Consider the following 15,619-nt stretch of genomic DNA (forward strand, 5'->3'; position numbering starts at 1 on the left):
TATTATTTCTCCTCCTTTGCTAATCTAATTCTGGGATCGATAATACCATAGAGTATATCCACTACCAGCATAACTGCAATGAACATAACACTATATATAAAAGCAGCTGCAATCACCACATTGTAATCATTGACCTGTATCGCCGTTACAAACAAACTGCCCAGCCCTGGAATTGCAAAGATTTTTTCAACTACCAGACTCCCTGTCATCAAACTTACAACTAAAGGGCCTAAAACCGTAATAACAGGAATCATGGCATTTCTTAGGCCATGACGCACAATTAGCCTGCTGTCACTAATACCCTTAGATTTTGCAAGCAAAATATAATCACTCCCAAAAACCTCCAGCATTTCACTTCTTAAAAATCTGGAAACAGTAGCAACAGTAAACATTGATAGTGCTATGGTAGGCATTACACTAGACTTTGCTGCATTGGAGGGGTTGAATAGAATAGGAAATAGTTTCAGCTTGTAGCCAAGCAGGTAAGCCAAAGCCAATGCAAAAACATAAGATGGGATACTAACTCCGCATACCGAAATAATACTTGCCACACTATCCAACCATGTATTATGTTTAAGTGATGCAATAATACCTAATACCAATCCAATAATAGTACCCAGCAAAACTGCTTGAAGCCCTATGGATATGGATACTTGGATTCTTGGCTTAAGCATTTTTGAAATTGGCATGTTCTTTTGCATAGTATATGAAACACCAAAATCACCTTTAAGCATCAAATGAATGTAATTAGCAAAGCGGACCAATACCGGTTTGTCAAGGCCGTACTTCTCCATGACAACAGCTTTCTGTTCTTCAGTCAGCTTCTCATCGTTAAAAGGCGTGCCCGGCAATAACTCCAGCAGCAAAAATAAGAGCAGCAATATGGCCAATATAGTAAATATAGATATAATAAGCCGTTTTATAATATATTTCCCCATTTCACAGTCCCTCCTTAACAAACAAATTATAGGATGATAATTATACATCCTATAATTTGTTAATCGTTTTACCTGTTCAAAGCTTATTCAATAATATCTGCATACTTATAAGTATAAGGCACACCTACTGAATTGTTTATAGCTCCTATTACCTTAGGATTCCATAAATTTGAAGCACCTGTTTGATATACCGGGATTGGTCCGCCGCCTTGCAGCAATATCTTTTCTGCTTCTTTCATAACTTCCCAACGTTCCTCAAGAGAAATCTCCCCGGATTTGCATTTTGCAATGAGAGCATCGTATTCCGGATCTTTATATCCGCCATAGTTCATAGACCCGTCTGAAACGAAAAGTTCCAGATAAGTCATAGGATCCTGGTAGTCAGGGCCCCATCTTGTCAAGCATACTTCATATTCACCGGCCTTCATTAGCGTAAGCCTGGTTTTCTTAGGTTGAGATTTGAGTTCTATCGTGATTCCTGCAAGAGTGGTTTCAATTTCAGCCTTCAAAAACTCCGCTACCTTCTTAGAAGCTTCCGAATCTTCAAAAAGCAATTCTATCGTTAATTTATCTTTGCCTATTTCAGCTTTTGCTTTATCCCAATATTCTTTTGCCGCATCTTTACCCTCAGTAAAATACTTTGGTGAAGTTTCTCTGAAGTCCTTCCCGTCAGGGCCTGTTGCAAGCTTTATAGGTACAAAGTAATTAGCTCCCACAGAGCTATCCTTTAGCACGGAATCAGCAATTTGCTCTCTGTTAAATGAATATGCAAGTGCTTTATTCAAATTGATATTGCTTAAATCTTCTTTTTTGAGATTTACGCTCAAATACCATAAATAGCTTCCCAAAGTAGTAGTGAAGTTCGGATTATCTTTATACTTTTCAACCAGCTCACCGGATAATCTCACATAATCTGAAGCACCGGAATCATATTCCAAAACAGCACTTTGAGAATCTAATACAATTTTGAAATTAATAGCATCTAATTTAACTGCATCTGCATCCCAGTATGCCTTATTTTTTACAACCTTGAAGCTGCTTCCGGGATACCATTCCGACAACTTGAATGGCCCACAAGCAAGGGCTGCCTCAGGAGTTAAAGCATATTGATCTCCTTGAGCTTCCACAAAAGCTTGATTGCTTGGATAAAAAGATGGGAAAGTCGTTAGCTTCACAAAAAACGGTACAACCCTGTCAAGCTCAACAACGAAGGTTTTATCGTCCAGAGCCTTTACTCCCAATTCTTCCAAAGGTTTTTCCCCGGTTGAACAAAGCCATCCATTTTTCACGCCTGCAACATCCAGCATATATGCATACTCGCTTGCTAACTGTGGATCTGCAAGTCTTCTCCACCCATAAACAAAATTATGAGCCGTTACAGGATCACCATTGCTCCACTTTGCATCCCTAATAGTAAAAGTGTATTGCAATCCATCTTCAGAAACCTCTGTCTTTTCTGCAAGTGCCGGTTGAGCACTACCATCCTCAGCTGTATAATATAAACCGTCTATGGTAGCTGCAATGGCTTCAAAAGAAAGTCCATCCGTTGCCAACTGTGGATCCATGGAATTAAGGTCTGCCTCTTTAATCAAAGTAAGTATCTTTTCCTTTTTTACATCTTCACCGGAGGCTTGCTGTGACCCTCCACAGCCAATCATACTCATCGACAAGGCAAGTATGATAACCAGTGATAATACTTTCTTCATTAAATCATCCTCCTAAATATTTATTTTTTCTTTTTATTGCTAAAGTTTTCGGATTCCTTTATAAAATACTCAAAAATACGTCTGCTATAAATATCGTTTATGCTTTCTTTTGGAGCCAGCATTTCAGGATGCCACTGAACAGCCAGCAAAAATCTATCATCAATACCTTCAATTCCCTCTATAATGCCATCCTCGCTTATTGCATTCACCTTTAAACCTTTTCCCAATACTTTAATGCTTTGATGGTGAAATGAATTTGTCTTGATGCTTTTTCCCTTTACAATTTTATGCAATAAGCTATTTTCTTCTATTGAAACCATATGAGCAATAAAACTTTTGGATACCGGCTCGGCAGAATAGGTATGCTTTGGATATTCACCCATTCTCATTTCTTGATATAATTTGCCTCCATGAACTGTGTTAATCAACTGAAGTCCTCTGCAAATCCCCAAAATGGGCATATCTGTCTCCATTAATATTTTCTTGTACAAATAAATTTCAAGCTTGTCCAAGCTTTCCAGCAGATTTTTGTATTCAAATTCCGCTTCTTCATTGTAATACTTTGGATTCAAATCATTTCCTCCGGAAAAAATGACCCCATCCAAATTATCTACAAATCCAAGTATATTTTTGTAATCTTCCAAAACCGGGATGACCACAGGTGTGCCTCCCATTTCCTCAACAGACTTAATATAATCATCAGCTAATAACAGCCAAGACTGGTTCTTGCAACCTAAATTTGTATGTATTCCAATGCAATCATCCGATGATAATTTGGCCGTTATACCTATTAGTGGTCTCATAAACCCCCTCCTTTTTACATATTACCATGGTTGCTTGTATTAAATATGCAACTTTGCTGCCAAAATCTTAACAGGCCGATGAAAATCCGGCTTAGTTTTTAAAAATCATCCTTTCTACTAGCAAATGCTTTTGCTTTACTTACTCATTTCACTGATTTATCAATACTTCTTAAGATATTATCCAGGGCGCTTGCATCACTATCTATTTTAAAAAAATATAAAATAAATAAAACATGTCTGTAAATTCAATTAATTTGCAGACATGTTTTATCATTTTGATAAGTCATTTTGATAAATTCGTATCAATATAACATCTTTGCGTTGAAAGCTCAGGATTTATAAAAGTGATAAAAGCTTATCATTTTGATAAATCAGATTCCGTATTTTTTTATATATCTATAAAGTGTAGTTAGGCTTATGCCCAGCTCCTCTGCTATCTTTGTTTTTGATTCAACTGTATCTCCGTATTTCTCCAAATGCTCTAAAATATTTTGTTTTTTAAAATCATTGATCGATATTTCTTGTATTCTATTAAATCCTATTTCGCTGCCGTAATTAATGCTTAAGGGTAAACTGCCAATAGTTAAAGTATCAGTTTTTTCCATTGTAACCGCATACTCAATTATATTTTCCAATTCTCTGACATTGCCGGGCCAGTCATAAATCAATAAATGCTTTTTAACCTTTTCAGATATTTTATTAATATGTTTGTTAAATTTATTATTGTATTTATCAATAAAATACTTTGTCAACTCAATAATATCCTCTGTCCTTTCTCTAAGAGCCGGAACCTTTATTGGAATAACACATAGCCTATAATATAAATCATCTCTAAATTCGCCATTTTTAATCATTTCCGATAGATTTTTATTAGTGGCAGCAATAAATCTTACATCCAGTTGAATTTCTTTTGTGCCCCCTATTCTCTTTATCTTACCTGTTTCAATAGCTCTTAGAAGTTTCGGCTGCAAATAGATCGGCATATCTCCAATTTCATCTAAAAAAAGGGTTCCCTTATCAGCAATTTCAAACAACCCCTTCTTCCCTTTTTTACTTGCATCTGTAAAAGCACCTGGTTCATATCCAAACATTTCACTTTCCAATAGATGATCGGGTATAGCCGCACAATTAACTGTCATAAAAGCTTCGTCTCTTCTATCGCTTATATTATGGATGAGCTTTGCAAACATCTCTTTACCCGTACCGCTTTCACCTAAAATCAAGCAATTGGAATTATATTTTGCAACATGCAAAACTACTTTTTTAAGCTCTTCTACGCCCTCACTTTTACCTACAATTTGACTTAAAAATATTTCTTTATCAATAAAAGAATTGCTGCCTTCTATTTTATTTTTCGACCCCATTTTTAAAAAAAATATTTGATTGTATTCGCTATTACTTATTGCCACTTTTAAACGATATACCTGTAAGTTATCATTTAACTTCATGGTAGAATTTTGAAAATCATCTCCATATGATTCTCTTCTCTTTGGTATCAGTTCATATATATTAGAAAGGCCCTCAAAGCTCCTTTGTACAGCATTGGTTGTTTGAATAATATTACCTTCTTTATCTGTTATAATAACGGCTTCTTCCGAAGAGCTAAAACACTTTTCTAAAGCGGTCATTTTAACTTTATTTTCTAGAAAAGCTGTAATTGCTTTGCTGATTGTAACAATAAACCTCTGCAATTTTTCTTTTTCTGCCACCATACGTTTTTTTGAGGCATCGTTGTAAGCGGAAGATATAGTCACTACACCTAAACAATTGCTATTTGAAATTATCGGCATATGTACAGAGTACTCCTTTGCACAGTTGTCAGATTTATTCATCGGGCACTCTGCACAAATCTGATTTTCGCAAGGATTAAACATGACAAGTGGCTCTTTATTCCTTAGGACCCAGCCATTGGAGGTGTGCTCAGGCAAAACAATCCCCAGCATCTTGCTATACACACCTGTTCCCATAATGCGCAATAAATGGTCATCTACAATATAAATATCAAAATCAATCATTTCAGCAATAGTCTCAATATATTTAGATATTTCGGAATGAACATGGGTTAAAATACTCATAAGCTTACCTCCTGATATAGGGAAGTTTTGTTTTTTATTACCCCCTCCTAAGCTTAATTTTTTTGTTATACTAATTTAATATTACTCTATTTATAGAGCTTGTTCTACCATATCTTATTAAATAATTATGTATTGATGCATGCTGAACATGATTTAAAAGATTCTAATATACTCCCTTCCTCACCTAACCAATTCTCCTATGCTCTGCATATAACTGATTTCCTCTAGTTTCTCTCCACTTCACTCATCATATATGTGACATCCTCAGAACCGCCCAAATATTTTCAAACAGTAACCTTGCAGCCTTCAATGCTGAGATATGAAATGAAAGGCAACGTAAAATTTATATTCTAAAAGTTTAAAAATTAACAATCTAAAATAGTATACATTGTTGTATACATGTGCTATAATGATATACAAATTTATAGAATATTCAATTATGTCCCCCATGCTATGCTTAAGTGCTTAAAATAGCAAGGGTAATATTTTAAGCAGGAGGTGATAAGATGCAGGAGGATAAGATGCAATCTAAAGATCATATTTACAATCTGATAAAAGACAAGATAATCAGAAAGGAACTGTTTCCCAACACTCAGATTGTAGAATCACAATTGTCGGAAGAAACCGGTATAAGCAGGACTCCCATCAGAGAAGCTCTAAAGCAGCTAAGCTATGAAGGAATTATTACTATAATTCCAAATCGGGGAGCATTTGTATCAAATCCAACCCCCGATAAGATAAAGTCAGTGTTCGAGTGCAAAAAAGTCTTGGAAGCAGCTGCCATAAAAATTGCTTGCACCAATATAACCGATAAGGAGCTGGATGTGCTGGAGGACCTTTATCTTCAAGGAGCTAAGGCACATGCAAGCAAAGACTTCTATATGTTTACAAAACTAAATGATGAGTTTCATATGACGATTGTAAGAGCTTCAAAAAACAGCTGTTATGAAAAGTACGTCAATGAGCTTATTCAGAGGAGCAATGTTTATCTTTTCTTTTATGACAATTTTATGTTTACATCAGCGGACGATTCTGAAGCTCTTAAAGGACATGCTCGTATCCTTGCCTTGTTAAAAACCGGAGACGTCAATGGTTGTGTTGAAGCAATCGAAAGGCACAATCAGGTAACATTGGATCAATTGAGTCTGAACGGTATAATACAATAATAAAAAGAAGGTGTTCTTGACCTGTATCCAGCTTGGCGGCATATATACAGGAAAAGACCATCCTCCTTCTCTTATCTTTTTATTATATATTATACCTTCACATATATCAATATTTTTTGTTATGCAAAAATATTAATGTTATGGAGGTAGTACTATGAAAAAAGTCGAACTTCTCTATTTGTCACAAGAGGACATCCTATCTTTAGACATCGGCTGGGAGGAAATCATTAAAAGAGTTGAGATGGCCGTCAGCGAGCAAGCTAACGATACCATCGAGAATCCTCCTAAGCGTGGTATCCATACCCGTCCGGATACCTTTATCCATGAAATGCCTGTTTTTCTTAAAAAAATGGATGCTTGCGGCATCAAATGGGTAAGCGGTTATCCGGAAAATTACAAGCATGATTTACCGCAAATATTGGGAGTTCAAGTGATGAACTGCCCGGAAACAGGTGTGCCCACAGCCGTAATGGATTGCCGTTGGATAACAGCCGTTAGGACTTCTGCCGCCACAGCCATTACAGCAAAATATTGTGCAAAAAAGAACTCCAAAAAAATCGCTATTATAGGTGCAGGCGTGCAAGGGAGAATGCATTTGCTTGCAATCAAACACGTTCTTCCTTCGCTTGAGGAGTGCCATATAGTTGATATCAAGGAAAGCGTGCTTGATGCCATCATGGAGAAGCTCCTGAAAATTATTAAAAGCACAGGCTCTCTGGTATTGTGCACCCTTGTCACATCAATAATTACAGTATATTTAAGCTCCAGTGTTTATGTTTCCATAATATTAAACGGCAGAATGTATGACAAGGCATATAGGAAGAAAAATCTGGATATAATAACCCTTTCCAGAACAATAACGGAAGGAAGCGCATATTTTGGCGGCATGTGCCCGTGGAGCGGCGGTGGCCTTTTGGTTATTTCATCATTAGGCGTAGGACCCTGGTCATACTTGCCCTATGTATTTGGATGCTGGGGAGCCATATTCTTTACGATTCTATGGGGCTACACCGGCAAATATATGCAGAAGGCAGAATATGACGAGGACGGAAAGCTTATTTCGGCTGAACTGGCAGACGCTGCCGAGTAATAAACTATATAAACCAGCATCAGTTCTTGATGCTGGTTTTCTTTATATAGATGATATATATTTAATCTATGCTCCCGTGACTTTAACCTTGTTCTTGCCTGCAAACTTTTCTTCCATCTTTGATACAAAAACCGTACCTGCCAGATCTCCTAAGCAATTAAGAGTTGTTGTTCCCATGTCGAACAGGCGATAGAATGCAGCAATGATACCGACGATTTCAGTCGGGAGGCCAAAGGCTTCCACCATAACAAGCAGCTTGACAATGCCGCTTCCGGGAATTCCTCCCCCTCCGGTGGATAATATGGCAGACAAGAAGATGACCTTGAGCATGACCCCTATATTGATCGGCGCTCCTACAACCTGGCTGATGAATACAATAACACATCCATAAAGTATAACACTGCCGTCATAATTCATTTGTGAACCTAAAGGAACGGTAAAGCTGGATATACTTTCTGGAACATCAAATTTTTCTTTAGCTACCTTCATATTTACAGGAATAGAAGCTACGCTGCTGCATGTAGAAATGGTATAAATCCATAATTCCGCGCTATCTTTAAGAAACCTGATAGGATTGATTCCTGAAGTTAACCAAAGCACCCCGCCATAGATCAAAACAATGTGAACTAAACATGCCAAATAATAGGTGCCTGCTAATGTAGCCATACTGGTGAAAATACCGGCGCCGTATTTGCCGAAGGATTCCGCCATCAAGAAGAATACCCCTATAGGTGATACGATCATGACCATCCGAATAAGTGAAAATACCATTTCACTCAGTGCGTTAAACCCATTGATCACAGTTTGTTTAAAGCCTTCATTCTTCATCCTCAGTATTGCAATGCCTACCAAAACCGATATTATCAATGTCTGTAAAATATTACCGTCAGAGAAGGTCTTAAACATGTTTGAAGAGAACATGCCCGTAAAGAAATCCGCAATTGTTATATCGGCAGAGCCGGTTATTTCTTTTGAAGCCAATCCGGTAAAGTTAGCCATTGTACCGGGCTTAATGAGCAGGGCCACTGCTAAGCCGATAGCACAGGCAACCAAAGTAGTAATGATATAATAGCTCATGATCCTAGCGCTTATGCGCCCCAGTGACTTAACATCCTTTTGCGAGGTAATTCCAGTGATTATAGTAACGATTACCATAGGAACAACTATCATCTTTATACAATTAAGCCATATATTACCTATGAACCCCAATTTGGTCATAGGCTCCCCGATAATGAGTCCCAGAATTGCACCTAAAATCATTGCTAGAAAAATCTGTGTGGTTAAACTGATCTTCTTTCCGGCAATTTTCATGTAAACACAACCTTTCGCATATTATTAATTATACTTTTTAATAACTGTTAATCATAGCTGAGCATCGATTTCTTTTATGATATTTACAGCTTGAACCGCATCATCCCTGCTGATTCCTTTATAAAAAACCAATCGGACTTTATTATTGAGCACAGGGCGAATCCATAAACCATTTTCCTTTGCTCTTGCACAATATTCTTCAACAGTCAAGCCGGTTTGGCTTACATCCAGCATAACTATATTGGATTGAACATTTTCCTGAACCCTTGTCTTTTTCAAACCTCTAAGGCTGTCTGCCGCATATTTGGCATTGCCATTGTCCTCCTTCAGTGATTCAATATTATGTTTCAATGCATATATCCCCGGTGCGGCTATTATGCCGGCTTGCCTCATATTTCCCCCTAACAGCTTTCTTTTTCCTCTTGCTTTTTTCACGAAGTCTTCGCTGCCGCATAAAAGCGAACCAACAGGAGCACCCAAGCCTTTTGACAGGCAAAACATGACGGAATCCACATATTGGCATATATCCTTCGCTTCTACGCCAAGACTTACCGCTGCATTGAACAATCTTGCACCGTCCATATGGATCGGTATATTAAATTCTTGTGCCAGATCGTGTATGCTTTTAAGCTCTTCCAAATCAGTACATGTGCCTCCGGAAAAATTATGGGTATTCTCGATGCATAGCAGTTTTATATCATTTTGCTGCATAAGATTTCTAAGGCTTTTCAAATCAGGCGTTTTTCTTTCATTCAGCTTGTAAGTCACGGGAATCAACTGCCCCACACTTTTTTCAAAAACCACTTTTTCGCTTACATAGATGTGCTGCATTTCATCCACAAGGACTTTATCACCCGGATTGCAATAAGTCAAAACAGCAGTTGTATTGGCTAAAGTTCCTGATGAAAAAAGCACGGCCTCTTCTTTGCCTGTCAGCATAGCTGCTAAATCCTCAAGCTCGTTTACAGTAGGATCTTCCCCCCTTCCTCTCTGGTCTGTTCTTCCGTCATCTCCAAGTTTGGCAGAAAAAATTGTTTTCAGCATTTCTTCGCTTGGTAAAGTTAAGGTATCGCTTCTTAAGTCAATCATATAATTACACCTCGTCAAATTTTTGTATGTGTACACTTATATAAAGCAACAACCATACCAAAGCCACGGCCAGCAGATAAAAAAAGATGAATTTCCCCGAATCCCGCTTATACCAACTGTTTGTCATTGAAAAGTTCATAAAGGGGATTGATTCAAAAATAAAAAATAAGTGTTGCATACGTCTTATATAAGACATATGCGACACTTATTGCAACATTTTCAAATATTATATATCGTATTTTTTCATGAGCCTCCATAGGGTGCTTCTATGAACTCCCAGCATATCTGCAGCCCGGCTCTTATTTCCCTTGGAAAGCCTCAATACCTCTTCCAATTCCTCTGCTTTCTCGCTAAAATCAATTCTGACATGATTCATATTAAATTCTCTTGCTATATTAGTTTGGGCTACCCCGCCGACGATCACATCCATGCCGTCATTCTTCAGCTTTAATATCATGTCTCTCGTTTCACTTTCACTGTTTGCAAATTCTTGTTTAATATTGACATTTAATATCGGATTCAACAAATCCAAACCCTTCAGTAAATTATTGTATCCTATCACTCCGATATTTTTTCCCATTTTGCTGGCTTTAAGCAATGCCTGGATCATATCCTCAAAGGGAATGGGAATCTCAACAACAGGTATATCAAGGGCTTCCCTTATTTTCATTGCAGTTCCGCCGCGTGCCAGAGCCACTTTGATCCCGCTTTCAATAAGCTTCTGCGAAAAAAATGAGCCACCGGCAACCGTCCCGATGGCTCATAAGGAACTTACTGTTATTCTGCACTAGGAACTTTATCCACCTTAGCTTTAGAAGATACAAGCGCAGATCTTAGCATTACAACGCCAGTATATATGACTACAGCTGTAACTAACCAGGACAGGAGTGTCAAAGGCAGTGATTTTACAATGTAATACGCTACAAAGACACCTGCTGCACCACCAATTGTAAGACCCATTGAAGCCTTTCTATCGTGAGCGCCTTCTTTTACAAATCTCATTCCAGCTGCAGGCATTAAAAATGCGCATGAACCCATCATTATCGGGAAAGCAACTCTCGGGCTCATACCCAAAGCATATACAAGAGCCATGCATGGTGCATACAATCCTACACCGATGGTCATCAATGCGCCAAGAATAAAGTTAGCTATTATACCGAATATAAGCTTTCCGCCTGTCAAGCCTATTGCCTCGCCGCCAATAGGCATCCAGTCCATGAGGCCGGCCAACATAAAGAATGCAACGACTAAAAGGGCAAATCCCATGCCTATCTGTATCTTCTTTTCCGGAAGCTTGGAAACAAATCCTGCACCGACAACAGCGCCTATAGCTGATGCCGCTAACATAGTGACAAGTGTTATTGGTTCAACGGTTATAGCTGCGATGAACAAGAAAGCTTCAAATACAACCGGTACAGTATCACCAACGTTCAGCGTTCCGGGTATTATTCTGTCCGGTACCATATTGAAGAACTTAAATAATGCTGTAGTAGGAGCAAAGCTTCCTATACCTAAGGTATCGAGGAAATTAGTAATGAATCCAACACCTAATAAGCCTGCCCAGCTAGTCTTTGATAGGTTATTCTTGTTTTCGAAATAGTCCTTCACGAAAAAAACTAAGAAAGTCAGTGTTAATAGTCCCAGTGCACCCAATATAATTTTTACCATAAATTAATCCTCCTTCTTTTTTAACACACTATTTTGGATTATTTCTTTTTTACCTTAGTACAAAACCGTATTTGACTGGGTCGTCTTCATCAATGACAAAATGATTGAAGCCTGTGGTATAAGCGCTTCCGGTAATTTCAGGTATTACTGCAGTATAATCTCCCACTTTTGTTTCTTCAAGGATTCTTCCTTTGAACATTGTTCCTATTATGCTTTCATATATAAAAGGTTCATTTATTTTTAGCTGGCCTTTTGCATACAAGGTTGCCATTTTTGCACTTGTGCCCGTTCCGCATGGTGATCTGTCAACTTGACCTTCACCGAATACAACTACATTCTGCATTGTTGCTTCAGGACTTTTGGCAGGCCCGTATATCTCCACCAGATCAACGGTTTTTATATGGGAATTTATTGGATGCTGAACCTTTATTGTTTCATTTATTATCTTTAAAAGCGCCATTGCTTTCTCTGTTATGATGTTGATATTTTTAGGCTCAATCTCAACATCAAGCTCAGAAGCCTTTATAATAGCGAAAAAGCTTCCTCCGAAAGAAATATCAAATGTAACTGTTCCCACGCCTGGCAAGTCAACTTGAACGTCTCTCTTATATAGAAATGCAGGTACATTGATCACAGATACTTCTTTTGCCTTACCGTCTTCTACTTTCACATTGGCCGTTACAAGGCCTGCCGGAGCCTCAAACTTGATTTGAGTATAGGGTTCCTTAACTTCAACCATGCCTGTTTCCACTGCAGCAGTGGCAGCTCCTATCGAACCATGTCCGCACATATTAAGGTATCCGCCGCCGTCCATAAATATTATCCCAAGATCGGCTTCCGGCATTGTCGGCTGAGTTATGATCGAGCCGAACATATCGTTATGTCCCCTGGGCTCATGCATAACTGCAGTCCTTATATGATCCATATTTTTTTCTAAATACTCTTTTTTCTCACTCATCGTATTGCCCGGAATTTGAGGTATTCCGCCGATTATTATCCTGGTTGGTTCTCCCATGGTGTGAGAATCCACTGCATGTAAGCTTTTTACAAATCTCATTTTTATTCCTCCTGAAATAATATTTAGATAGTATTTAGTTACATACTCAACATACAATTCGTTAAATTAGATTGATCTAAATTATAGAGAACTTAAAAATGAGAATATTATGTTTTGATATGGCTCTAATGGTTGATATTATTTGCTTTTCCCCCATTTGCTTATGCGATATTTTCATGCTATAATACTTCTTGTGTACAATAATTTTAATTTATGTGTTATTTTTACAATAAATTAAAATTTCTTTGTACATCATTCGGGGGTATTTTAAACTATAGAGACATAAAATATCCTCATTTATTAAGTAAAGCCAATACGGCTTTGTTCACGGCAGATATTGAATGTACCAGATTCAATATCACAGTTTACTAACTTTGTGTAGGCGAAGAATATCATATCATTGGTCGATTTCCTTTTTGTATGATATCCTTCGCATTTTTTTATATCCCGGTCTTCTTTCTCATCTTCAGCTTCAGCATTGCAAGAGCTTTTTTCGCATCAATCTCTGCAACGGTGTTCTCGCCTACGACTTCCGTTTCAATACCTTCAACAGATTTATTGAAATCTACTATAGTATCCATGTATTGATTCTTGACAACAAACTGTGCTTGAGTACCTATAAAGCTCATACCTACAACCGGTATTCCCCTTTTACCAACTTCTTCGATGGTGTTTGCAAAGTCCACATGGCTGTTACCCCAACCATCAACTGAAATTATCGCTCCATCCACACGCATTGCCTCCAACCATGCTGCTGCTCTTTGACCGACAAACATTTTGTCTTCATTATCCTGTGGAGTGCCTACTATGACTATTCCTACAAGATCTACATCATCATCCTGGGATACAATGCGGAGCAATGGATCTCTGAAATGATGCAAAGTAGTTTCTTTAGTTGAAGGTCCTACTCCCATTTATAACACCACCCTTTAATGCATAGCTCTAATGGCACCGTCACGGTATTCATTAGGACTTACTATTACAGGAACATTTCCCATGTCTATTATGGAGCGTCCCCCTGCAAAACCCGACGGTTCTTTAGCAAATAATTGAGTATCATACATGGTTCCTTGGCCTGCTACCTGCTTAATTATTGCAATTTTCTTTCTGCCCGGCTTTATAACATCATAGAATTCATGTCTTTCCGTACAATCTTTTCCATTTAGTTTTTTAAGCTTCTCTCTTATTTCTTGCACAAGCTTATCGCACGCCCTGTGGGCTGCGGTAGGCCCGGTTCTGTAGTGACCTTCTCCGGCTTTTAAGGTAACGTCCACAAGAATTATTATGTCTTTATCGCCCGGAGTGCCGGACCTATTTAAGATCATTTGTTCTTGAAGATTCCCTTCAGAAGATCCGAATTCGGCCACTTGGATTCCCTCTGTGTCCACACCTGTAAGCATGACGTATACCCCCGTAAGAGTATGGGTTATTCCCTCGCCTAAGCGGCCCAGCACCTTGGCAGATATAGGCATTATATCCATAATGCTGTTTACCCATCTGTCGTGTTCACCAGGCATAATTATTTCAATGCTCAAATTATCAATCAATGGTTCGTCCCGGATAATATCATTGATAATATTTTTTCTTAAGCAGAGGCTTTTATCAATGATCTCAGTTTTATCTGCAAATGAAACTTCTGTAATATGATAACTTTTGATCACCAATCTTCTCATTTCAATTTTATCGTTGTCAACCATGTCATCATCCCTTTGCAATATGGCTATATAGTCTTTTTATACTTTAGCTACATATTGATATGGCAATGGAACTATCTTACCGGGCTGGTCTATCTTGGTCAGTTGAATCAAAGTTTCTTTTACAATGTTGTATTGCATTTCTCTGTCATTTGGAGCGCCTGCGTTAGCTCCCATAGGCACTAGCGGAGCAACTGCTCTCGGAGTGCCGTTTTGTCTTACTACAGGAGGAAGAGCAGCAATGATAATAGTCGGAATTCCTGCTTCCTCGATCGCTCTCTGCACAATCACGGCAGAGCGGTGGCAAGTACCTCAGCCTGCTGTCATTAAGACTCCGTCTACTCCTTCTTCCTTCAATATCTTTGCTATGGCAGGGCCGGTTTCATTTTTGAACTTTTCCTGATTTCCGCCGCCTCCCATAAAACCTACATGAACAGGAGCTATAGCTTTTATAAAGCCTTCTTTTGCAAGCTCATGAATTCTGTCTATAGGGAACATACAGTTGATATCCTTGTTAACATCCCCGTTATCGTATCCGCCATGAGATACCATCAATTGGCTTGAGGGGGTTGTATCTTTAACCAATCTGTACGTAAAATCCCCTGCGAGGTTAAATCTCTTATCTGATTTATCATGTACACCAGCTGCAGTTGCAAGAGCGATCGTCATATCCTTAAGCTCTTTTTTTACAGGAGTCCAAACTGGCGGCGGTGTAATAGGAACATATATTTCAGACTGCATCCCTTTTACTACTGTTAAACTCATAGTTCTACCTCCTTATCGGATTTATTTCTTTTTTCAATATTGCTTACATACTTTTCATTGGCATCAGGGCTCAGAACTTCCAAATAGCTCATATTAAATCCTACTTCCTGTCCTACTTTAAGAGGATAATCGGTAATGAGCATTCTCATCGGGACCTTCATAAAGCCTAGCCTTCCTTTTAAGTCTAAGGCCACACAACCGTCATGAACCTCTACAATGATGCCTTCCATGTATATTATCTTATCTCCGTATTTCAT

The 15,619-nt window shown here is 38.3% G+C and carries 13 protein-coding genes and 1 pseudogene; 2 read left to right on the forward strand and 12 right to left on the reverse strand.

Translation table 11 applies throughout. From position 1 onward, the window contains the following. Positions 1 to 2: 2 nt before the first annotated feature. From AC4HCY_RS20035 to AC4HCY_RS20050, 4 genes are all read right to left on the reverse strand, one after another. Positions 3 to 938: an ABC transporter permease gene (locus AC4HCY_RS20035; RefSeq protein WP_323433271.1), complete on the reverse strand. Its 936-nt coding sequence runs from the start codon at positions 936 to 938 to the stop codon at positions 3 to 5. 83 nt (positions 939 to 1,021) lie between these two features. Next, on the reverse strand, positions 1,022 to 2,644 hold the full coding sequence (locus AC4HCY_RS20040; protein ID WP_323433272.1) for a peptide ABC transporter substrate-binding protein: 1,623 nt from the start codon (positions 2,642 to 2,644) through the stop codon (positions 1,022 to 1,024). A 20-nt stretch (positions 2,645 to 2,664) separates the two neighbouring features. After that, positions 2,665 to 3,447: a gamma-glutamyl-gamma-aminobutyrate hydrolase family protein gene (locus AC4HCY_RS20045; RefSeq protein WP_323433273.1), complete on the reverse strand. Its 783-nt coding sequence runs from the start codon at positions 3,445 to 3,447 to the stop codon at positions 2,665 to 2,667. Positions 3,448 to 3,818: 371 nt separating this feature from the next. Beyond that, a complete protein-coding gene (locus AC4HCY_RS20050) occupies positions 3,819 to 5,522 on the reverse strand; it encodes a sigma-54 interaction domain-containing protein (RefSeq protein ID WP_323433274.1) in 1,704 nt (567 codons plus the stop codon). Positions 5,523 to 6,028: 506 nt separating this feature from the next. Between AC4HCY_RS20050 and AC4HCY_RS20055 the strand changes: the two genes are divergently transcribed. Continuing rightward, positions 6,029 to 6,688 (forward strand): GntR family transcriptional regulator, encoded by a 660-nt coding sequence (locus tag AC4HCY_RS20055; protein WP_491094991.1) that lies wholly within the window; start codon positions 6,029 to 6,031, stop codon positions 6,686 to 6,688. 154 nt (positions 6,689 to 6,842) lie between these two features. Then, positions 6,843 to 7,778, forward strand: coding sequence for a Na+/H+ antiporter NhaC family protein (locus AC4HCY_RS20060; protein WP_491094992.1), 936 nt, complete (start codon positions 6,843 to 6,845; stop codon positions 7,776 to 7,778). Positions 7,779 to 7,844: 66 nt separating this feature from the next. On the opposite strand, the gene AC4HCY_RS20065 is transcribed toward AC4HCY_RS20060, so the two are convergent. From AC4HCY_RS20065 to AC4HCY_RS20100, 8 genes and pseudogenes are all read right to left on the reverse strand, one after another. Then, positions 7,845 to 9,089 (reverse strand): dicarboxylate/amino acid:cation symporter, encoded by a 1,245-nt coding sequence (locus AC4HCY_RS20065; RefSeq protein WP_491094993.1) that lies wholly within the window; start codon positions 9,087 to 9,089, stop codon positions 7,845 to 7,847. 51 nt (positions 9,090 to 9,140) lie between these two features. After that, complete coding sequence (locus tag AC4HCY_RS20070) at positions 9,141 to 10,178, reverse strand: threonine aldolase family protein (RefSeq protein ID WP_323433279.1); 1,038 nt, start codon at positions 10,176 to 10,178, stop codon at positions 9,141 to 9,143. Between the two features lie 226 nt (positions 10,179 to 10,404). Beyond that, a complete protein-coding gene (locus tag AC4HCY_RS20075) occupies positions 10,405 to 10,848 on the reverse strand; it encodes a PrpR N-terminal domain-containing protein (protein ID WP_491094994.1) in 444 nt (147 codons plus the stop codon). 107 nt (positions 10,849 to 10,955) lie between these two features. Further along, positions 10,956 to 11,846 (reverse strand): sulfite exporter TauE/SafE family protein, encoded by an 891-nt coding sequence (locus tag AC4HCY_RS20080; RefSeq protein ID WP_323433281.1) that lies wholly within the window; start codon positions 11,844 to 11,846, stop codon positions 10,956 to 10,958. Positions 11,847 to 11,895: 49 nt separating this feature from the next. Continuing rightward, positions 11,896 to 12,903 carry a proline racemase gene (locus tag AC4HCY_RS20085; protein ID WP_323433282.1) on the reverse strand — a complete coding sequence of 336 codons (1,008 nt, stop codon included), beginning with the start codon at positions 12,901 to 12,903 and terminating at the stop codon, positions 11,896 to 11,898. Positions 12,904 to 13,343: 440 nt separating this feature from the next. Beyond that, positions 13,344 to 14,600 (reverse strand): annotated as a pseudogene (gene prdD, locus AC4HCY_RS20090) (proline reductase cluster protein PrdD). A gap of 36 nt (positions 14,601 to 14,636) precedes the next feature. Further along, on the reverse strand, positions 14,637 to 15,362 hold the full coding sequence (gene prdB / locus AC4HCY_RS20095) for a D-proline reductase (dithiol) protein PrdB (protein WP_491094995.1): 726 nt from the start codon (positions 15,360 to 15,362) through the stop codon (positions 14,637 to 14,639). After that, on the reverse strand, positions 15,359 to 15,619 hold the full coding sequence (locus AC4HCY_RS20100) for a CBO2463/CBO2479 domain-containing protein (RefSeq protein ID WP_323433286.1): 261 nt from the start codon (positions 15,617 to 15,619) through the stop codon (positions 15,359 to 15,361). The genes prdB and AC4HCY_RS20100 overlap by 4 nt, the downstream gene beginning before the upstream one ends.

This window comes from Lutispora sp. QWL-02, from assembly GCF_058315355.1.

Bases quoted from the DNA above. Each gene is read 5' to 3' on its own strand.
- AC4HCY_RS20055 (WP_491094991.1), top strand. From the start codon at position 6,029: ATGCAGGAGGATAAGATGCAATCTAAAGATCATATTTACAATCTGATA.
- AC4HCY_RS20060 (WP_491094992.1), top strand. From the start codon at position 6,843: ATGAAAAAAGTCGAACTTCTCTATTTGTCACAAGAGGACATCCTATCT.
- AC4HCY_RS20070 (WP_323433279.1), bottom strand. From the start codon at position 10,178: ATGATTGACTTAAGAAGCGATACCTTAACTTTACCAAGCGAAGAAATG.
- AC4HCY_RS20085 (WP_323433282.1), bottom strand. From the start codon at position 12,903: ATGAGATTTGTAAAAAGCTTACATGCAGTGGATTCTCACACCATGGGA.
- AC4HCY_RS20045 (WP_323433273.1), bottom strand. From the start codon at position 3,447: ATGAGACCACTAATAGGTATAACGGCCAAATTATCATCGGATGATTGC.
- AC4HCY_RS20050 (WP_323433274.1), bottom strand. From the start codon at position 5,522: ATGAGTATTTTAACCCATGTTCATTCCGAAATATCTAAATATATTGAG.
- AC4HCY_RS20040 (WP_323433272.1), bottom strand. From the start codon at position 2,644: ATGAAGAAAGTATTATCACTGGTTATCATACTTGCCTTGTCGATGAGT.
- AC4HCY_RS20080 (WP_323433281.1), bottom strand. From the start codon at position 11,846: ATGGTAAAAATTATATTGGGTGCACTGGGACTATTAACACTGACTTTC.
- AC4HCY_RS20065 (WP_491094993.1), bottom strand. From the start codon at position 9,089: ATGAAAATTGCCGGAAAGAAGATCAGTTTAACCACACAGATTTTTCTA.
- AC4HCY_RS20035 (WP_323433271.1), bottom strand. From the start codon at position 938: ATGGGGAAATATATTATAAAACGGCTTATTATATCTATATTTACTATA.
- AC4HCY_RS20100 (WP_323433286.1), bottom strand. From the start codon at position 15,619: ATGAAATACGGAGATAAGATAATATACATGGAAGGCATCATTGTAGAG.
- AC4HCY_RS20075 (WP_491094994.1), bottom strand. From the start codon at position 10,848: ATGAAAATAAGGGAAGCCCTTGATATACCTGTTGTTGAGATTCCCATT.